The 17,378-nt window shown below is 67.5% G+C and carries 22 protein-coding genes; 19 read left to right on the plus strand and 3 right to left on the minus strand.

From position 1 onward, the window contains the following. Positions 1–83 precede the first annotated feature (83 nt). The 19 genes from pyrE to F595_RS0102565 all read left to right on the plus strand — a co-directional run bounded on the left by pyrE (position 84) and on the right by F595_RS0102565 (position 14,812). Positions 84–737 carry an orotate phosphoribosyltransferase gene (gene pyrE, locus F595_RS0102475; RefSeq protein ID WP_022955289.1) on the plus strand — a complete coding sequence of 218 codons (654 nt, stop codon included), beginning with the start codon at positions 84–86 and terminating at the stop codon, positions 735–737. A gap of 34 nt (positions 738–771) precedes the next feature. Beyond that, positions 772–1,731, plus strand: a complete 960-nt coding sequence (gene gshB, locus F595_RS0102480; protein ID WP_022955290.1) for a glutathione synthase — start codon at positions 772–774, stop codon at positions 1,729–1,731. An 81-nt stretch (positions 1,732–1,812) separates the two neighbouring features. Further along, the gene (locus F595_RS0102485; RefSeq protein WP_051144624.1) at positions 1,813–2,466 is read left to right on the plus strand and encodes a class I SAM-dependent methyltransferase; all 654 of its coding nucleotides are present in this window, start codon (positions 1,813–1,815) and stop codon (positions 2,464–2,466) included. Next, positions 2,463–3,383 (plus strand): energy transducer TonB, encoded by a 921-nt coding sequence (locus F595_RS0102490; protein ID WP_022955292.1) that lies wholly within the window; start codon positions 2,463–2,465, stop codon positions 3,381–3,383. Before F595_RS0102485 ends, F595_RS0102490 begins: the two co-directional genes overlap by 4 nt. Before the next feature lie 63 nt (positions 3,384–3,446). Then, a complete protein-coding gene (locus F595_RS0102495) occupies positions 3,447–4,016 on the plus strand; it encodes a YqgE/AlgH family protein (protein ID WP_022955293.1) in 570 nt (189 codons plus the stop codon). Further along, a complete protein-coding gene (ruvX, locus tag F595_RS0102500; RefSeq protein WP_022955294.1) occupies positions 4,009–4,449 on the plus strand; it encodes a Holliday junction resolvase RuvX in 441 nt (146 codons plus the stop codon). The genes F595_RS0102495 and ruvX overlap by 8 nt, the downstream gene beginning before the upstream one ends. 35 nt (positions 4,450–4,484) lie before the next feature. Next, complete coding sequence (locus tag F595_RS0102505; RefSeq protein ID WP_022955295.1) at positions 4,485–4,895, plus strand: hypothetical protein; 411 nt, start codon at positions 4,485–4,487, stop codon at positions 4,893–4,895. Between the two features lie 76 nt (positions 4,896–4,971). Further along, a complete protein-coding gene (locus tag F595_RS0102510; protein ID WP_022955296.1) occupies positions 4,972–5,982 on the plus strand; it encodes an aspartate carbamoyltransferase catalytic subunit in 1,011 nt (336 codons plus the stop codon). After that, on the plus strand, positions 5,979–7,226 hold the full coding sequence (locus F595_RS0102515; protein ID WP_022955297.1) for a dihydroorotase: 1,248 nt from the start codon (positions 5,979–5,981) through the stop codon (positions 7,224–7,226). Before F595_RS0102510 ends, F595_RS0102515 begins: the two co-directional genes overlap by 4 nt. A 57-nt stretch (positions 7,227–7,283) precedes the next feature. After that, positions 7,284–8,012 (plus strand): YggS family pyridoxal phosphate-dependent enzyme, encoded by a 729-nt coding sequence (locus F595_RS0102520; protein ID WP_022955298.1) that lies wholly within the window; start codon positions 7,284–7,286, stop codon positions 8,010–8,012. A gap of 17 nt (positions 8,013–8,029) precedes the next feature. After that, on the plus strand, positions 8,030–8,872 hold the full coding sequence (gene proC, locus F595_RS0102525; RefSeq protein WP_022955299.1) for a pyrroline-5-carboxylate reductase: 843 nt from the start codon (positions 8,030–8,032) through the stop codon (positions 8,870–8,872). Between the two features lie 15 nt (positions 8,873–8,887). Continuing rightward, on the plus strand, positions 8,888–9,466 hold the full coding sequence (locus tag F595_RS0102530) for a YggT family protein (protein WP_022955300.1): 579 nt from the start codon (positions 8,888–8,890) through the stop codon (positions 9,464–9,466). A 5-nt stretch (positions 9,467–9,471) separates the two neighbouring features. Continuing rightward, positions 9,472–9,762, plus strand: a complete 291-nt coding sequence (locus F595_RS0102535; protein WP_022955301.1) for a DUF167 family protein — start codon at positions 9,472–9,474, stop codon at positions 9,760–9,762. Positions 9,763–9,837: 75 nt separating this feature from the next. Next, positions 9,838–11,019 carry a homoserine O-succinyltransferase MetX gene (gene metX / locus F595_RS0102540; protein ID WP_022955302.1) on the plus strand — a complete coding sequence of 394 codons (1,182 nt, stop codon included), beginning with the start codon at positions 9,838–9,840 and terminating at the stop codon, positions 11,017–11,019. Continuing rightward, on the plus strand, positions 11,009–11,635 hold the full coding sequence (gene metW / locus F595_RS0102545) for a methionine biosynthesis protein MetW (RefSeq protein WP_022955303.1): 627 nt from the start codon (positions 11,009–11,011) through the stop codon (positions 11,633–11,635). Before metX ends, metW begins: the two co-directional genes overlap by 11 nt. Positions 11,636–11,794: 159 nt before the next feature. Beyond that, entirely contained in the window at positions 11,795–12,415 is a 621-nt protein-coding gene (gene rdgB, locus F595_RS0102550; protein WP_022955304.1) for an RdgB/HAM1 family non-canonical purine NTP pyrophosphatase, read from the plus strand. Continuing rightward, the gene (gene hemW, locus F595_RS0102555; protein ID WP_022955305.1) at positions 12,412–13,626 is read left to right on the plus strand and encodes a radical SAM family heme chaperone HemW; all 1,215 of its coding nucleotides are present in this window, start codon (positions 12,412–12,414) and stop codon (positions 13,624–13,626) included. Before rdgB ends, hemW begins: the two co-directional genes overlap by 4 nt. 26 nt (positions 13,627–13,652) lie before the next feature. Next, positions 13,653–14,327: a glutathione S-transferase family protein gene (locus tag F595_RS0102560; protein WP_026913152.1), complete on the plus strand. Its 675-nt coding sequence runs from the start codon at positions 13,653–13,655 to the stop codon at positions 14,325–14,327. After that, on the plus strand, positions 14,327–14,812 hold the full coding sequence (locus tag F595_RS0102565) for a YaiI/YqxD family protein (protein ID WP_022955307.1): 486 nt from the start codon (positions 14,327–14,329) through the stop codon (positions 14,810–14,812). Before F595_RS0102560 ends, F595_RS0102565 begins: the two co-directional genes overlap by 1 nt. On the opposite strand, the gene F595_RS0102570 is transcribed toward F595_RS0102565, so the two are convergent. The 3 genes from F595_RS0102570 to F595_RS12375 form a co-directional block, all read right to left on the minus strand. Then, positions 14,778–15,578, minus strand: coding sequence for a hypothetical protein (locus tag F595_RS0102570; protein ID WP_022955308.1), 801 nt, complete (start codon positions 15,576–15,578; stop codon positions 14,778–14,780). The genes F595_RS0102565 and F595_RS0102570 overlap by 35 nt on opposite strands. Next, a complete protein-coding gene (trmB, locus tag F595_RS0102575; RefSeq protein WP_022955309.1) occupies positions 15,562–16,263 on the minus strand; it encodes a tRNA (guanosine(46)-N7)-methyltransferase TrmB in 702 nt (233 codons plus the stop codon). The genes F595_RS0102570 and trmB overlap by 17 nt, the downstream gene beginning before the upstream one ends. A 67-nt stretch (positions 16,264–16,330) precedes the next feature. After that, on the minus strand, positions 16,331–17,248 hold the full coding sequence (locus F595_RS12375) for an SDR family NAD(P)-dependent oxidoreductase (protein WP_022955310.1): 918 nt from the start codon (positions 17,246–17,248) through the stop codon (positions 16,331–16,333). Between the last annotated feature and the right edge of the window lie 130 nt (positions 17,249–17,378).

Raw genomic sequence — 17,378 nt, forward strand, 5'->3', positions numbered from 1 at the left:
CAAGTGTAAACGGGGCACTGCCCGCCGGCAGCCGGGTCGCGCTATCATGCCGTCTGGTTTTTCCGCAGTCAGGTCTTCGTGTCATGCGTCCGTATCAACGCGAGTTCATCGAGTTCGCCCTCGCCCAGGGGGTGCTCCGCTTCGGTTCCTTCACGCTTAAGTCGGGTCGGCAGTCGCCCTACTTCTTCAATGCCGGGCTGTTCAACACCGGTCGTCGCCTGGCTGCCCTCGGGCGCTACTATGCCGCCGCCATCCTCGACAGCGGCATCGAGGCCGACGTGCTGTTCGGGCCGGCCTACAAGGGCATTCCCATCGCGTCGGCGACGGCGGTGCAGCTGGCCGAGCACTTCGACCGCGACCTGCCCTGGTGCTTCAACCGCAAGGAAGCCAAGGACCACGGCGAGGGCGGCCTGATGGTGGGATCGCCGCTGCAGGGTCGCGTGCTCATCATCGATGACGTGATCACTGCCGGCACGGCCATTCGCGAGGTCATGCAGATCGTCTCCCGCGCCGGTGCGAACGCGGTCGGCGTGGTGGTGGCGGTGGATCGCCAGGAGCGCGGACAGGGTGCGTTGTCGGCCATCCAGGAAGTCGAGCGCGACTTCGGCATGCCGGTGATTTCCATCATCCGTCTCGACCAGATCATCGCCTACCTCGAGGAGACCGGCCTGCACGCCGAGCACCTCGATGCGATGCGGCGCTACCGTGCCGAGTTCGGCGTAGGTGCCCCGGCCTGACCGGCCCTCTTTATTCGCATTCCGGGAGCAGCGCATGCACATTGCCGTGGTGATGGACCCGATCCAGTCGGTGAACTACAAGAAGGACTCGACGCTGGCCATGCTGTGGGCCGCCGCTGCCCGTGGTCACCAGCTGTCCTACCTCGAGGTCACGGACCTGTTCCTGCGGGACGGGCAGGTGCATGGCCATCTGGCGCCGCTGCAGGTGGCCGAGGATCCGGCGTGCTGGTACAGCCTCGGCGAGGCGGTGGCGACACCGCTGGCCGAGGTCGACGTGATCCTGATGCGCAAGGATCCGCCCTTCGACATGAACTTCATCTACGCCACCTACCTGCTCGAGCGTGCCGAGCAGGCCGGCGTGCTGGTGGTCAACAAGCCGCAGTCGCTGCGTGACTGCAACGAGAAGCTGTTCGCCACCCAGTTCACCGACTGCATGGTGCCGACCCTGGTCAGCAGCCAGGCCCGCGATCTGCGCGCCTTCATCGCCGAACACGGCGACGTCATCATGAAGCCGCTGGACGGCATGGGTGGCATGGGCATTTTCCGCCTCGCTGCGGGCGGCCCCAACATCGGTGCCACGCTGGAAGTGCTGACGCAGAACGGCAGCCAGCCGATCATGGCGCAGCGCTACATCCCGGCGATCAGCGATGGCGACAAGCGCGTGCTGATGATCGATGGCGAGCCGGTGCCGTTCGTGCTGGCGCGCATTCCGCAGGGCGACGAGATCCGTGGCAACCTGGCCGCCGGCGGTCGTGGCGAGGCGCGTCCGATCAATGACGCCGAGCGCCGCATCGCCGCCCGGGTGGGTCCGGAGCTGAAGAAGCGCGGTCTCCTCTTTGTCGGTCTCGACGTGATCGGCGACTACCTGACCGAGGTCAATGTCACCAGTCCGACCTGCATCCGCGAAATCGATGCGGCCTATGGCTACGGCATCGCCGATCGCCTGATTGCCGCCATCGAGCGCCGCCGCGCCGCCCAGCGCTGCGCCCTGTGAGCAGATCAGGTGACGCCGATGAGCGGGAGGCAGGACGTGACTGAAGGCCGCGTCGCGCTGTCCGTTGCCGATGCCGGGGCGATTGCCCGCGTCCTCACCGCGCGCGTGCGGCCGCATCTGTCGGCGGCACGCATCGCCCCGGCCGAGCTGCCTGACTGCGGCGGCCTGCGCCTGTTCCTGCTCAACGACGACTTTCCGCATGACGCCCTGAGCCCCGACGAGATGCGCTGGGCGCTCAACGAGCCGGCCTACTGGATGTTCTGCTGGGCCTCCGGCCTCGCCCAGGCGCGGCAGATCCTGCGCCAGCCCTCGCTGGTGCGCGGCAGAAGCGTGCTCGACTTCGGCACAGGCTCGGGCGTGGTGGCGATTGCCGCCGCGCTGGCCGGCGCCGCCCGGGTGGTGGCCTGCGACATTGATCCGGTATCGCTGGAGGCCACGGCTGCGAATGCCGCGCTGAATGGCGTCGATCTGGAGCTGGCCGGCGACTTCTTTGCCATCGACGACACGTTCGATGTGCTGTTCGGCGCCGACGTGCTCTACGACCCGGCCAACCGGCACTTTCTGCCCGCCTTTCTGGCGCGTGCGGAAACAGTCTGGCTGGCGGATTCGCGGGTAAAGTCGCTGCAGGCGGAAAACTACCAGCTGATCGCCACCGTTGATGCCGAGACACGACCTGATCTCAACGAGTTCGACGAATTTCGCCGCGTCAATTTCTACCGCGGGGTGCGTCCGTGACGGTGGCTGCCGGCATCGACGCAACGGTCCAGCAGCCTGCCGTGCTGCGCTACCCCTGGCCGGCCCCATCGCCGGTGACCCCGGCTGATCGCCTGACCTTCACCCTGGTGCTGGCGGTCATCATTCATGTGCTGCTGGTGTTCGGCGTGCATCTGGTGCCGCCGACCACCCGCGCGGCGCCCATGCTCGAGGTCACGCTGGTGCCCGCGCAATCACCGGATGCGCCCAAGCGTGCCGACTTCCTGGCCCAGGCCAACCAGCAGGGCAGCGGCCAGCAGGCGGATGCGCGCCTGCTCACCACCACCCAGCGTGCGCCACAGCCGGGCCGGGCCGATGTCGCCCGCACCGCACCGACCCCGACGCCGCCGCAGCCGGTCGCTCCGGTGCCGCCACAGATCACCAGCGTCAACGCAGCGCGACAGGTGGCTCCGGTGAAGCAGGCGCCGACGCCGCCAGCACCGCCAACCCCGGCACAGCGCGCGCAGCAGCTGCAGGCCGAGGAGATTGCGGCGCTGGAGGCCAGGCTGTCGGCACAGCGCCAGGCCTATGCCCGACGCCCGCGTGTGCGCACCCTGGATTCGGTGAGTGCCCGCCAGGATGATTTTGCCCCCTACATCGAGCATTTCCGTGAGCGCGTCGAGGCCATCGGCAATGCCCGCTACCCGTCGGTGGCACGCCTCAATCGTCTGCAGGGCAGCGTGCGTCTGCTGGTGGCGTTGCAGCCTGACGGCCGTGTGCTGCGCGTCGAGGTGCTGCGCTCGTCCGGTCACCGCGTGCTGGATGCCGCTGCCATCCAGTCGGTGCGTGACGCCCAGCCGTTCACGCCGTTCCCGGCCGGCATCCGTGCCCAGGTCGACATCCTGCAGGTGGTGCGCACCTGGCGCTTTGCCGAAGGCCTGAAGAACACCAGCTACTGAGCCGGCGAAATTGTTCACGGGCTGCCCCTTGTCTCGCCCGGCAGGCGTCTCCATAGTGAAGACATGAGCACGCCTGCCGAAAACCTCACCGACCAGTTCCTGATCGCCATGCCGGATCTGGCTGACGGCATGTTCCAGCGCGCCGTCATCTACCTGTTTCGTCATGACGAGAACGGGGCGGCCGGCCTCATCATCAACTCGCCCAGCGAGCTGCGTTTCGACCAGCTGCTGCGTGACATACGACTGCCGCCGCTGAAGCCGCTGGCCCGTCCGGAGCAGCCGGTGCTGATGGGCGGCCCGGTGCATCCCGAACTGGGCTTCGTGCTGCATCACGGGCATGGTCCGTGGACCTCGACCTTGAACAGCAGTGATGCCCTCGCGGTCACGCATTCGCGCGACGTTCTCGATGCCATATCGCAGGGCTCCGGCCCGGCGCAGTTCCTGGTGTCGCTGGGCTATGCCGGCTGGATGCCCGGTCAGCTCGAACAGGAGCTGGCGGACAATGTCTGGCTGACCGCGCCGGCGAGTCAGCGCGTGATGTTCGAGCTGCCCTACGAGCAGCGCTGGGAGGCGGCATTGAGCGAGCTGGGGCTGGACTGGCGTCTTCTGTCCCACGAGGTCGGGCATGCCTGAACTGCCCGAGCGCTTGCTGGCATTCGATTTCGGTACCAAACGCATGGGCGTGGCCAGTGGTCAGGTGGTGACCGGGCTCGGCACGCCGCTGGAGCCTGTGCCGGCGCAGGACGGCATTCCCGACTGGGCGCGCATCGAGGCGCTGGTGGCGGAGTGGCGTCCGCAGGTGATGCTGGTCGGCAATCCGCTGAACATGGATGGCACGGTGTCGGAGCTGAGCCTGCGTGCACTCAAGTTCGCGCGCCGGCTGGCGGCCCGCTTTCCTGCCGTGCCGGTGTATCAGCAGGACGAGCGCCTGAGCACGCGGGCCGCGCGTGAAACGCTGCGCGAGGTCAGTCAGCAGCGCCGAGGACGCTTGCCGTCACTGGATTCGACGGCCGCCTGCCATCTGGTCATGGCCTGGTTCGAGGCGCCGAACTGGCAGCGGGTCTGACAGACAGGAATTCATCGGGAGAGCGAGGCAGGATCATGGCGGTTCAGGCAAGGCGTGAGGGTGGGGATCTGCTGATACGGCCGGGCGGTCTGCGTGCCGGGGTGCGTGTGCCGCTGGCGCAGATCACCCGCTGGGATTGCCTGCACGAGGCACTGGGGCGGCGTTTCCTGGCTTTTCATCTCGGTGATCGCACGGCCTACGTGCAGCTGCCCCGGCTTTCTCGCGACGAGCGCGATGTCCTGGTCGCGACGCTGACCGAGCTGGTCGGCCAGGCGCCCGACGTCAGCCTGCTCGAGGGCGAGCGAGACAACACGCACTGGCTCAAGGTCTGGGAAGTGATCAAGATGATCGGCCGCTACCTGCGTCTGTTCATCAATCCGCTGCGCTCGCCGGCCCCGCCGCCGAAGCGCCCGGCTCCGCCGGCGAAGCCGCCGTCAGCGTCGTGAGGCAGGTGTCGGGCAGCACTTCCGGTTGCCCGTTCTCGGCTACAATGGCGCGGATTCGTTCCGGGATGCCGCGCTCATGCACCATTCTCACGCTCACCAGGCCAGCCGTTTGCAGCTGAATGGTGAAGGCCGACTGCGCCACTTTCTCAGCACCGAGGGCCTGTCCCGCGAGCTGCTCACCGAACTTCTCGACCGCGCCGACAGCTTCCTCGATGGCTCGGGCGGCATCCGCAACGTGCCGCTGCTTGCCGGCCGCACCGTGATGAACCTGTTCTTCGAGCCCTCGACCCGCACCCGCACCACCTTCGAGGTGGCGGCCAAGCGCCTGTCGGCCGACGTGCTCAACATCGACATTTCCAAGAGCTCGACCAGCAAGGGCGAGACCCTGCGCGACATGCTGTGGAACCTCGAGGCGATGACCGCTGACATCTTCGTGGTGCGCCACGGCGCCTCCGGCGCGGCACACTTCATCGCCAGCCAGGTCACGCCCGACATCGCGGTGATCAATGCCGGCGATGGCCGTCATGCCCACCCGACCCAGGCCATGCTGGACATGCTCACCATCCGCCGCCATGCCGGCGAGTTCAGCGGTCTCACCGTGGCCATCATCGGCGACATCCGGCACTCCCGCGTCGCGCGGTCGGAGATCCACGCCCTGCAGACCCTGGGCGCGCGCGAGGTCCGCGTGATCGGCCCGCGCACCCTGCTGCCGCGCGACTTCGAGGAGCTCGGCGTGAAGGTGTTCGAGGACATGGCGGCCGGGCTGGCCGGTGTCGATGTCGCCATCGCCCTGCGCATCCAGAACGAGCGCATGGAGTCGGCGCTGCTGCCTGGCAGCAGCGAGTTCTATGCCCGCTACGGCCTGACCCGCGAGCGTCTCAAGGTGGCCAGCCCGAATGTGCTGGTGATGCACCCCGGCCCCATCAACCGCGGTGTCGAGATCGAGTCCGAGGTCGCTGACGGTCCGCATTCCCTGATTCTCAAGCAGGTCAACTACGGCATCGCCGTGCGCATGGCCGTGCTCTCCATGGCCATGGAAGGGCAGGATGCCGACCAGGCCCGTCGTCAACAGGAGGCCGCGCAATGACTGCCATTCGCTATCTCGGGGCGCGCGTGCTGGATCCGGCCAGCGGGCTGGATGCGCTGACGCCGGTGGTGATCGACCAGGGCCGCGTGCTGGCCACGGGAGAGGGGGCGCAAGCCATGACCGTGGCCGCCGAGGAGTCGGTGACCGGGCACTGGATCGTGCCGGCCTTCATCGACCTGTGCGCGCGCCTGCGCGAGCCGGGCCCGCGCCTGCATGGCACCCTGGCCAGCGAGACCCGGGCCGCCGCCGCCGCCGGTTTCCGCCACCTGGTGCTGCCACCGGATACCCAGCCGGTGCTGGATCACGCTGCCATCGCCACCCAGGTCATCGAGAAGGCCCAGGCCGCCGGTCATGCCCGTGTCTATCCGGTGGGCGCGCTGACGCGCGGACTGGAGGGCAGGGCATTGGCGCCCATGGGCGGCCTGAAGTCGGCCGGCTGTGTCGGCGTGGGCCAGGCGCGTCAGCCCATGGCCAGTGTCGAGACCCTGCTGCGCTGCCTGGAATATGCCGGCAGCCTGGATCTGACGGTGTTCATCTCGCCCGAGGAGGCCTCGCTGGCGCTTGGCTCGGCACATGACGGCTTCATGGCCTCGCGCCTGGGCCTGATCGGCATCCCGTCGACGGCGGAAACCGTCGCGCTGGCCACGGCGCTGCTGCTGATCGAGCAGACCGGCGTGCGCGCCCACATCGGCCAGATCTCCTGTGCCGGCTCCGTGCGGCTGCTGGAAGCGGCCAAGGCGCGCGGTCTGCGCGTGACCGCCGATGTCGCCATGCACCAGCTGCACCTGACCGACCAGGCCATCGACGGCTTCAACGCCATGGCGCATGTGCGTCCGCCGTTCCGCAGCGAAAGCGACCGGCAGGCCCTGATCGCCGGTGTGCGCGATGGCGTCATCGATGCCGTCTGCTCCGATCACCAGCCGCTGGATGCCTCCGCCAAGCTGGCGCCGTTCGCCGAGGCTCTGCCTGGCATCAGCAGCCTGGAAACCCTGTTGCCGCTGGGCCTGCAGCTGGTGGACCAGGGTGACCTGACGACATCACGCCTGATCGATGCGCTGACCGCGGCCCCGGCGCGGGTGCTGGGGCTGCCGCTGGGTCGCCTGGACCAGGCCGGATCGGGCGTGCTGCTGGTGGATCCTCAGGCAGCCTGGACGGTCACTGCCGAGGCCCTGCTGTCCACGGGCAAGAACACGCCCTTCCTGGGCGCGACCATGGCCGGTCGGGTGCTGCGCGCACTGGCCTGACAGGGCGGAGGCGGTTTGCGACAATCCCGCCATCCAGGCATCTCAGGAGACCGGCAAATGGCACCGGACCATGTTCCCGACGCCTCGCTTGCGCGTTGGCAGGCGGTGTCTGCGCGCATCGAGGCTGCCGTCGCGGCGGCCGGGCGTGCGGCCGGCTCGGTGAGTCTGCTGGCCGTGAGCAAGTTCCAGCCTGCCGATGCCATTCGTGCCCTGCACGCAGCAGGCCAGCACGACTTCGGCGAAAACTACGTGCAGGAAGCGCTGGCCAAGATGGCTGAGCTGGCCGATCTGGACATACGCTGGCATCTGATCGGTCCGTTGCAGAGCAACAAGACCCGGGTCGTCGCCGAACGCTTTGACTGGGTGCACAGCGTCGATCGCCTGAAGATCGCCGAGCGTCTGTCGGCGCAGCGCCCTGAACAGCTGCCGCCGCTGAACATCTGCCTGCAGGTCAACATCGACGACGAGGACAGCAAGGCGGGATGCGTGCCGGATGATCTGGAGGCGCTGGCAGGCGCCGTCATGACGCTGCCGCGCCTGCGTCTGCGTGGCCTCATGGTGATTCCGCGCCCGGGCAACCATGCCGCGCTGGCGGCGCTGGCCAAGACACATGCCGATTTACTCGCTAGACTGCCTGCGCTGTCGCAGCAGCCCTTCGACACCCTGTCGATGGGCATGTCGGATGACCTCGATGCCGCCATTGCCGCCGGCAGCAGCTGCGTCCGCGTCGGTACGGCGCTGTTTGGCCCGCGCCCGGTTGCCGCCTCGAACGTCACCGAGTCTTGAGTGCAAGGAACGTTGTCATGAGTACCCAGCAATTTCCCGTCATCGGCTTCATCGGGGCGGGCAACATGGCCACGGCGCTGGCGGGAGGTTTGCTCGCCCAGGGCTGGCCGGCTCCGCGCATCTGGCTGTCCGACCAGCATCTGCCCCAGCTGCAGGCGCATGCCGAGCGCGGCTGCCGCACCACGGCTGACAATGCCGAGCTGGTTGCCGCTGCGGACATCGTGGTGCTGGCGGTCAAGCCGCAGGTCATGGCAGCGGTGCTGCAGCCGCTGGCAGCCAGTGTGCAGGCGCGTCGTCCGCTGATCATTTCCATCGCTGCCGGCCTCTCGGTGGCCAGTCTGGATGCCTGGCTGGGTGGCGGCCAGGCCATTGTCCGTGCCATGCCCAATACCCCGGCGCTGGTGCAGACCGGTGCCGCCGGCCTCTTCGCCGCCGATGCCGTCAGCCATGCCCACCGTCAGCTTGCCGAACGCGTGCTGTCGGCCGTCGGCCTCGCCATCTGGGTCGAGCAGGAGTCGCTGATTGATGCCGTGACGGCGGTGTCCGGTTCCGGTCCGGCCTATTTCTTTCACCTCATGGAGGCCATGATCGCCGCCGGCGTGCAGCTCGGCCTGGGCGAGCGCGAGGCACGCGCCCTGACCCTGCAGACCGCCCTGGGTGCCGCGCAGATGGCCATCACCGCCGATGTCGGTCCGGACGAATTGCGGCGTCGCGTGACCTCGCCCAAGGGCACCACCGAGCAGGCCCTGCGGGTGTTCCAGGAGGCCGATTTCACGACGCTGGTGGCACGTGCCATGACCGCCTGCGCGGACCGTGGTGCCGAGCTGGCGCAGGAACTGGGCGCTGCCCGCCACTTTTAAGGAGTCGTCGTTCGCATGGATCCGATGTCGCAAATCCTGCTGCTGCTGGTCAATACCGGCTTCAGCGTGTTCATCCTGCTGGTCTGGCTGCGTTTCGTGCTGCAGCTGTCCGGAGCCGATTTCTACAACCCGCTGTCGCAGTTCGTGGTCAAGGCCACCGGCCCGCTGCTGCACCCCCTGCGCCGCGTGGTGCCCAGCCTGTTCGGCCTCGATACCGCCGCGCTGTTCCTGATCTTCGTGCTCAAGCTGCTGCAGCTGGGTGCCATCGCCACCATCACCAGCCAGGCAGCTTCCCCGATGCTGCTGGTGGTGACGACGATCTTCACGCTGCTGCTGGGTGCCGCCGATTTCTTCTTCTGGATCATTCTCGGCATGGTCATCCTGAGCTGGGTGGCGATGGCCTCGGGCGGACTCAATCCGGCCCTGATGCCGCTGATGCAGATTGCCGAGCTGGTGCTGGCGCCATGCCGCCGCCTGCTGCCGGACATGGGCGGCTTCGACCTGTCGCCGATCATCGCCTTCCTGCTGCTCAAGATCGTCGAGATCCTGCTCGGTGCGGCGTATCCGCAGGTGCTGGCAGCCGTCGGCGGCTGAACCGGGTGAGTGCGGTCCGCCGTGACGGCGACGACATCCTGCTCACCGTGCATGCCCAGCCGGGGGCGCGTCAGACCGCCTTCGCCGGCCTGCATGGCGAGGCCCTGAAGATTCGCGTGCAGGCGCCGCCGGTGGAGGGTCGCGCCAATCAGGCCCTGCAGCGTTTCCTGGCAGAGGTCTTTGCCGTGCCGCAGGCGCAGGTCGTGCTGATCAGCGGCCCGACGGCGCGCCACAAGCGCTGGCGCATCGCGCGGCCGACGCAGCTGCCGGACTGGCTGTTGCCGCTGCTGGCCTAGCTTCGTACACTGCCAGCGCCGCTGCCGCTGGCAGTCCCTGAATGTCCGGAATTCCCGGTCCCGAGACCCGATTCCATGGTGGATGTCCCCGTGTTTGACTACCCCGCCGATAGTGTCGGCCTGGTTGCGCCGCAGCATCTCGCGGTCGAGACGCCGCTGATGCTGGCGTGCGGCCGCACCTTGCCGCGTTACGACCTGGTCTACGAGACCTACGGCACGCTCAATGCGGATGCCTCCAATGGCGTGCTGATCTGTCACGCCCTGTCCGGACATCATCATGCTGCCGGCTACCATGCCGGCGAGGATCCGTCCCGCGCCAAGCCGGGCTGGTGGGATACCGCCATCGGCCCCGGCAAGGTCATCGACACCCGTCGCTTCTTCGTGGTCGCCATGAACAACCTCGGCGGCTGCCACGGCTCCACCGGGCCTGCGTCGATCAACCCCGACACCGGCCAGCCCTGGGGGCCGGACTTCCCCATCGTCGCCGTGCGCGACTGGGTCAAGGTGCAGGCCCTGCTCAGCGACCACCTCGGCATCCGGCGCTGGGCCGCGGTCGTGGGCGGCTCCCTGGGCGGCATGCAGGTGCTGCGCTGGACCATCGACCAGCCGGAGCGGGTCGCCAACGCCGTCATCATCGCCAGCGCACCCAAGCTGTCGGCGCAGAACATCGCTTTCAACGAGGTGGCGCGCCAGGCCATCCGCCGCGATCCCGAATTCCATGGCGGGCGCTACTACGCCCATGGCGTGGTGCCCGAGGTCGGCCTGTCGCTGGCGCGCATGGTCGGCCACATCACCTACCTGTCCGACGATGCCATGCGTGACAAGTTCGGTCGTGACCTGCGCGCCGCCACCTACCAGTACGGCTTTGACGCCGAATTCCAGGTCGAGTCCTACCTGCGCTACCAGGGCGAGGTCTTCTCCAAGCGCTTCGATGCCAACACCTATCTGCTGATGACACGGGTGCTGGACTACTTCGATCCGGCGCGCGACTTTGATCATGATCTGGCGAAGACCTTCGCCAGGGCGCAGGCGCGCTTTCTGGTGATGTCGTTCACCACCGACTGGCGCTTCTCGCCCGAGCGTTCGCGCGAGATCGTCGATGCCCTGGTGGCAGCCGGCAAGGACGTGTCCTACGCGGAGATCGACGCGCCCCAGGGTCACGACTCCTTCCTGCTCGACAACCCGCGCTATCTGGGTCTGTTCGGGGCTTTCATGAACCGGGTCGGCAACGATGTGGGGGCCGGCAATGCGGCTTGATCAGCGTCTGGTGGAGCAGTGGGTGCGTCCGGGGTCGCGCGTGCTGGACCTGGGCTGCGGCAACGGCGAGCTGCTCGCGCATCTGCAGCGCACCCGCCAGGTGCGTGGCTACGGCATGGAGATCGATGCCGACAAGATCACCGCGGCCATCGCGCGCGGCGTCAATGTCATCGAGCAGGATCTCAACCGCGGCCTCGCCAACCTGGCCGATGCCAGCTTCGACACCCTGCTCATGGCGCAGGCGCTGCAGGCCGTGCAGCGTCCGGACGAGCTGCTCGATGACATGGTGCGGGTGGCGCGCGAGGTCATCGTCACCTTTCCCAACTTCGGTCACTGGAAGACGCGCTGGTACCTGATCCGTCACGGCCGCATGCCGGTGTCGCGCGCGCTGCCCTACGGCTGGTACGACACGCCCAACATCCACCTCTGCACTTTCCGCGATTTCGAGGCCATGTGCCGCGAAAAAGGCCTGAAAGTACTGGATCGTCTGGCAGTTGACCAGGATCAGCAGGGCAGCGGCCTGAGCCGTCTTTTCCCCAACCTGTTTGGCGAGATCGGCATTTTCCGGGTCAGCCGGGGCGAGGTCATTGCCAGGGGCGCTGTCCGGGGGCGGTGATCTCTGCAGACGCGCCGTGATGATTCGCAACGCACAGGCGGGGGCAGGCGGGCAGACCGTGCGAGGCAGGGATGCCGAGCCGAGCCTACAGGGATGTATCCACGGCGCGTCTGCCCGCCTGCCCCCGCCTGCGCGCCACTGCAAGGAGTACGTTACACCATGAGCCAGCTCGTGCTCGCCACCGGCAACGCCGGAAAACTCAAGGAGCTGCAGGCGCTGCTCGCCGATGCCGGCGTCGAGGTGCTGTCGCAGAAGCAGTTCGACGTGCCGGACGCCGACGAGACCGGCCTTTCGTTTGTCGAGAATGCCATTCTCAAGGCGCGTCACGCTGCTCGCCTGACCGGCTTGCCGGCGCTGGCGGACGATTCCGGACTGGTGGTCGATGCCCTGGCGGGCGCGCCCGGCATCTATTCCGCGCGCTACGCGCTGGATCCGGTCAGCGGCCTGCCGGCGGGTGACGCGGCCAACAATGCCAAGCTGCTGGCGGCGCTGGACACCGTGCCGGCCGGTCCGGCGCGGGCGGCCCGTTTCGTCTGCGTGCTGGCTTTCGTGCGCCATGCCGACGATCCGCTGCCGGTACTCTGCCAGGCCCTCTGGGAGGGTGAAATCGCGCTCGCCCCGGCGGGCGCCCAGGGCTTCGGCTATGACCCGCTGTTCCTGGTGCCGGGCGAGGGCGGTCTCACCAGTGCCGAGCTGCCGCGCGACCGCAAGGCGCAGCTCAGTCATCGTGGCCGGGCGCTTCTGCAGCTGCGCGCGCGCTGGGCCGAGACCGGCCTGTGAGCGAGGTCTTCCGGGCGCAGGCTGCGGACGGTCTGCCACCGCTGGCGCTCTACCTGCACATGCCCTGGTGCGTGCGCAAATGCCCCTACTGCGACTTCAACTCCCATGCTGCCGGCGAGTCGCTGCCGGAGGCCGGCTACATCGCTGCCCTGCTTGCCGATCTGGACCAGGATCTGGCCACGTTTCCCGGTGTGGCCGAGCGCGACATCGTGTCCGTGTTCATCGGTGGCGGCACGCCGTCGCTGATCTCGCCGGCAGGCTATGCCGCGCTCTTTGACGGTCTGCGCCAGCGTCTGCGCTTCGTGGCCGACATCGAGATCACCCTGGAGGCCAATCCCGGCACCGTGGAGCAGGATCTGTTCACGGGCTACCATGCGATCGGCATCAACCGCCTGTCGATCGGCGTGCAGACCTTCCAGCCGGATCAGCTCCTGGCGCTGGGCCGCATCCACAGCGGTGCCGAGGCCTTGCGTGCTGCCGATGCCGCACGTGCTGCCGGCTTCACCACCTTCAATCTCGACCTCATGCACGGCCTGCCGGGCCAGACCCTGGCACAGGCGCTGGATGACCTGCGCCAGGCCATCGCGCTGGCGCCGACGCACATCAGCTGGTACCAGCTGACGCTGGAGCCCAACACCGTGTTCTACCGGCAGCAGCCGGTACTGCCCGATGAGGATGTGCTTGCCGATATCCAGGAGGCGGGGCAGGCGCTGCTGGCTGCCGAGGGCTACCTCCAGTACGAGGTGTCGGCCTATGCCCGGCGCGGGCATCAGTGTCGTCACAACCTCAATTACTGGCAGTTCGGCGACTATCTGGGCATTGGTGCCGGCGCGCACGGCAAGCTGACCCGGACGGCAGACGACGGCAGCCTCACGATCTTGCGCACCAGCAAGACGCGCACCCCGCGTGACTACCTTGCGGCGCATGATGCCGTTCGCGGTGGCGAGTCCGCTGCCTTTCGCGCCAGCTGCGAGGCCATTGCCGAGGCCGAGCTGCCTTTCGAGTTCATGCTCAACGGGCTCAGGCTCATCGCGGGCGTGCCGCGCGCGCTCTGGCCGGCGCGCTGCGGCCGCGACGACGACATGCTGGCGGCCACGGTGAGCCACTTGCAGCGCAAGGGCCTGCTGGCTGACGATAGCCAGCGGTATGTGGCCACCCCGCTGGGGCAGCGCTACCTGAACCAGGTCATCGAGGCCTTTCTTCCGGATTGATTGCGCCCGTGCGCAAGGAGCATGACATGGCACTGACCCTGTACTGGGCGAGCGGCAGTCCGTTTGCCTGGAGCGTGATGCTGGCGCTGGCCTGCAAGGGGCTGTCCTGCGAGTCGCGCCGGCTCGACATGAGTCAGGGCGAGCACAAGACGCCGCAGTTTCTGGCGCTGAATCCGCGCGGCAAGGTGCCGGTGCTGGTGGATGGCGATGCCGTGATCACCGAGTCGCTGGCGATACTTGCCTATGTCGATGCCCTGCAGCCCGAGCCACCGCTGTTCGGCACCGGGGCCCTGGCCCGTGCCCGCGTGATGGAGGCGCTGTCGTCGGTGATGAGCTACCTCGAGCCGGCCCTGTTCCCGATTCCCATGCAGGTCTTTTTCAAGCCTTGGGACGAGGCTGGCCAGGATGCTGTCCGTCGTGCCATCCCGGCGGCGCTCGCCGAGCTGGAGAAGGTCGAGGCCGTGCTGGCGGGCCATGATGCCCTCGCCGGCAGCGACCTCAGCGTCGCGGACCTGCGCCTGTATCCGGTGCTGCGCTTCTTCTGGCGTGCCTGGATCGTGGTCGAGAAGAAGGGTGGCGTGCCCGAGCTGGCGAGCCTGCAGCGTGACCGCTTCCCGGCGATTGACGGCTGGTGCGGTCGCATCGAGGCCCTGCCGGGTTTCGCCGACACCGTGCCGCCGCACTGGGTGCGCAAGGACTGATGACCATGCCGGAGCGCGAGGGACAGATCTGGGTGGATGCCGATGCCTGCCCGCTCACGGTGCGGGAGATTCTGCTGCGTGCCGCCGAGCGTACCGGCGTGCGCATCACCTTTGTCGCCAACCAGGCCATCCGCCTGCCGGCCGGGCTGCCGGTGAATGCCGTGCAGGTGCCGCCGGGCTTTGATGTCGCGGACAACTACATCGTCCAGCATGTCATTGCGGCGGATCTGGTCATCACCCAGGACATTCCGCTGGCCTCGGAGGTGGTGAAGCTGGGCGCAGCGGCGGTCGGGCCGCGTGGCCAGCGTCACACCAGGGAGTCCATCGGTCAGCGTCTGGCGATCCGGGATCTGATGAGCGATCTGCGCGATGCCGGCATGGTGCGTGGCGGTCCGCCGCCGCTGTCACCAGCGGACAAGCAGAACTTCGCCAACCAGCTCGACCAGTGGCTCACACGTTGGCGGAGCGTTCGACCGGCGGGTTGACGATGGGGTCGTCGCGGTGGACGGTTTCCACCGAGGAGCGCAACTGGTTGATGTTCTCTCGCAGCAGGTCGGCAACCAGCTCGTCGGTACGCGGATCCTTCAGGATTTCCTCGGTGACGCGCAGCACCGTGTCGATCACCGATGCCGCGATCTCGTTGTGGTAGGGCACCCAGGCGAGCTTGCCGGTCTGGGGGTCCTCGCGCAGCTTCTCCATCACCATGGCACGCAGCTCGTTCTGGTTCTCTGCCAGTGCCCGCGAGATGTTTCGCGTGAAGGTGCCCTTGGCCAGCACATCGGCTACCTCATTCAGCACGGCAATGGTGACCACGCCGCTGATGGCGTTGACCACCAGCTCCTTGAGCCGGTTGAGCAGCCGCCAGGTGAAGCCCGAGCCCAGCACGCGGTCCAGTGCCCGGGCCAGACGGATCAGCAGCAGCACCAGAACCACCAGCGGCTCGGCAAACACCACGGGGTGCGCAGCCGGGATGATTCCGAGCGTGGCATACCAGTTGCGCCTCACATAAGCCGCATTCCAGCCTGATTGTCGCCAGTGCAGTGCAAGCTCGATGGCAAACACCAGACAGATGGCGCTGTCGATGACGCGCACCCAGAAAAACTGGTCTGTGGTGAGGCGGTTGAACGAGGCCCAGGTGAGCAGGCCTAGCGATATCACCGCGAGCAGGAAAAGCGCCCAGTCGCTGATGCCGCCACGAAACAGGCGGGACTCGGCCGCAGCGGACGTCGCTGTTTCAGTCGATGCGTTCATGAATCAGATCCCATACGCCATGGCCCTGTCTCTGGCCGCGTTGCTCGAACTTGGTGAGCGGGCGCCAGTCCGGTCGCGGATGGTATTGGCCTGCCTGCCAGGCATTGCGGAAGCCGGGCGCGGCCTCCATATGTTCAAGCATCCACTCGGCATACGGCTGCCAGTCGGTGGCCATGTGGAAGCGGCCGCCGATACGCAGCTTCTGGCGTACCAGCGCGATCAGGTCAGGCCGCACGAAACGGCGCTTGTGATGTCGAGCTTTCTGCCAGGGGTCCGGAAAGAACAGCTGCAGGGTGTCTATGCTGCCGTCGGCAAACGCCTGCTCCAGCACCTGCACGGCATCTTCGCAGTAGCAACGCAGATTGCTCACCTGCTGCGTGCCGGCATCGAAGCAGAGCTGCGCGATGCCCGGCTTGTGGATCTCGATGCCGACAAAGTCACGCTCGGGCGCGGCCTGCGCCATCTCGACCAAGGTCTTGCCCATGCCGAAGCCGATTTCCAGCGTCAGCGGGGCCTGCCGCCCGAATACCTGCTCCTGCACGAACGGTCCCCGGGCCAGGCTCAGCACGTAGCGCGCCGAGAACTCGTCGAGGCCGCGTTGCTGAGAGGTGTTCAGCGGCGATGAGCGTGGCATGAAGGTCTTGATGCGCTCGGTGAACGGGCGCGGGGCAGGGGTGTCGCTCATGGCACGGCTCGGCAGGGTCAGGCGCTGCGATTGTATGCGCAGCGGCCGTCCGGGTCACGCCATCCGGTCATCGATATGGCCGTGCCTTCAGGCGCAGCAAGGTGTCCGGCAGCAGGCGGTCGAGATTCCCGGCCAGCGTGCCCAGCGGCGAGGCCACCCGGTGCGGCCGGCGGATGATCGCGCTGATCACCATGCTGGCACCGCTCGCCAGCGACAGCGTGGGCGTGTGCCGCCAGGCGGCGGCGGCCGGCGTGATCATGTCCGTGTTCACCAGCGGCAGATGCACGGTGGTCCAGACAACGCCATCCTTGAGGGTTTCCGGGGCCACACTGTCGCTGAACTGGTCCAGCGCACCCTTGGAGGCCATGTAGGCCGCGAAACAGGGAGTGCCGCGCAGCTGCGTGCCCATGGTCGAGACATTGATGACGTGGCCGCCGCTCTGGTGGCGCATGTGTTCCACCAGCCGGGAGGTCAGCCAGACCACGGCGAAGTAGTTGATGCGCATGACCCGTTCGAAGTCATGCAGGCGTTCGCTGCTGTCTGCGAGGCTGCGGCGAATGGAGCGGCCGGCATTGTTGATCAGGATGTCGATGCCGCCCTGGTCGCGGATGACCTCGGTCACCAGCCGGGCGATGTCCTCTTCACGGGTCAGATCACAGGGGTAGGCATGGGCTTGTCCCGGCAATGCGCGGGATGCTTCGACGACCTCCTGCAGACGATCAGCGCGGCGTGCCACCAGAATGACGGTGGCTCCGGCGGCGAGCAGCTGACCAGCAACGGCGCGTCCTATCCCGGAGGAGGCTCCGGTGATCAGTACACGCTTGCCGGCCACGGCCTCGCGCAGCTCTTCCGCGTGATCGCGATGCTGAAGGCGCCGGCGCAGTCGGCGCAGCTGACGCGGCAGATCCAGCTCTAGGGCGGCTCGCGCTAGGCGATTGGGCATGGTGGCCGGAACCCGGCCCGGGGTGTTGATGGCGACAGGCATGGCAGTCTCCTGCAGGGCGCTGAGGCTGTTGTACCATGATGTGACCGATTGGTCACGACCTGTGGCAAGCACAGCTGGCGTAGCCCTCTGGCCTGGGCTAGGGTGAGCAGGCACGCGTGGATGACAGTGG

Source organism: Perlucidibaca piscinae DSM 21586 (assembly GCF_000420045.1).
GTDB lineage: Bacteria > Pseudomonadota > Gammaproteobacteria > Pseudomonadales > Moraxellaceae > Perlucidibaca > Perlucidibaca piscinae.

Excerpts from the sequence above, each read along its gene's own strand:
- F595_RS12375 (WP_022955310.1), bottom strand. The coding sequence starts at position 17,248 with ATGCCTGTCGCCATCAACACCCCGGGCCGGGTTCCGGCCACCATGCCC.
- F595_RS0102565 (WP_022955307.1), top strand. The coding sequence starts at position 14,327 with ATGACCATGCCGGAGCGCGAGGGACAGATCTGGGTGGATGCCGATGCC.
- F595_RS0102510 (WP_022955296.1), top strand. The coding sequence starts at position 4,972 with ATGCACCATTCTCACGCTCACCAGGCCAGCCGTTTGCAGCTGAATGGT.
- F595_RS0102495 (WP_022955293.1), top strand. The coding sequence starts at position 3,447 with ATGAGCACGCCTGCCGAAAACCTCACCGACCAGTTCCTGATCGCCATG.
- F595_RS0102560 (WP_026913152.1), top strand. The coding sequence starts at position 13,653 with ATGGCACTGACCCTGTACTGGGCGAGCGGCAGTCCGTTTGCCTGGAGC.
- metX (WP_022955302.1), top strand. The coding sequence starts at position 9,838 with ATGGTGGATGTCCCCGTGTTTGACTACCCCGCCGATAGTGTCGGCCTG.
- F595_RS0102505 (WP_022955295.1), top strand. The coding sequence starts at position 4,485 with ATGGCGGTTCAGGCAAGGCGTGAGGGTGGGGATCTGCTGATACGGCCG.
- gshB (WP_022955290.1), top strand. The coding sequence starts at position 772 with ATGCACATTGCCGTGGTGATGGACCCGATCCAGTCGGTGAACTACAAG.
- pyrE (WP_022955289.1), top strand. The coding sequence starts at position 84 with ATGCGTCCGTATCAACGCGAGTTCATCGAGTTCGCCCTCGCCCAGGGG.
- F595_RS0102515 (WP_022955297.1), top strand. The coding sequence starts at position 5,979 with ATGACTGCCATTCGCTATCTCGGGGCGCGCGTGCTGGATCCGGCCAGC.
- trmB (WP_022955309.1), bottom strand. The coding sequence starts at position 16,263 with ATGAGCGACACCCCTGCCCCGCGCCCGTTCACCGAGCGCATCAAGACC.
- F595_RS0102520 (WP_022955298.1), top strand. The coding sequence starts at position 7,284 with ATGGCACCGGACCATGTTCCCGACGCCTCGCTTGCGCGTTGGCAGGCG.
- F595_RS0102530 (WP_022955300.1), top strand. The coding sequence starts at position 8,888 with ATGGATCCGATGTCGCAAATCCTGCTGCTGCTGGTCAATACCGGCTTC.
- F595_RS0102570 (WP_022955308.1), bottom strand. The coding sequence starts at position 15,578 with ATGAACGCATCGACTGAAACAGCGACGTCCGCTGCGGCCGAGTCCCGC.
- ruvX (WP_022955294.1), top strand. The coding sequence starts at position 4,009 with ATGCCTGAACTGCCCGAGCGCTTGCTGGCATTCGATTTCGGTACCAAA.
- proC (WP_022955299.1), top strand. The coding sequence starts at position 8,030 with ATGAGTACCCAGCAATTTCCCGTCATCGGCTTCATCGGGGCGGGCAAC.
- rdgB (WP_022955304.1), top strand. The coding sequence starts at position 11,795 with ATGAGCCAGCTCGTGCTCGCCACCGGCAACGCCGGAAAACTCAAGGAG.
- metW (WP_022955303.1), top strand. The coding sequence starts at position 11,009 with ATGCGGCTTGATCAGCGTCTGGTGGAGCAGTGGGTGCGTCCGGGGTCG.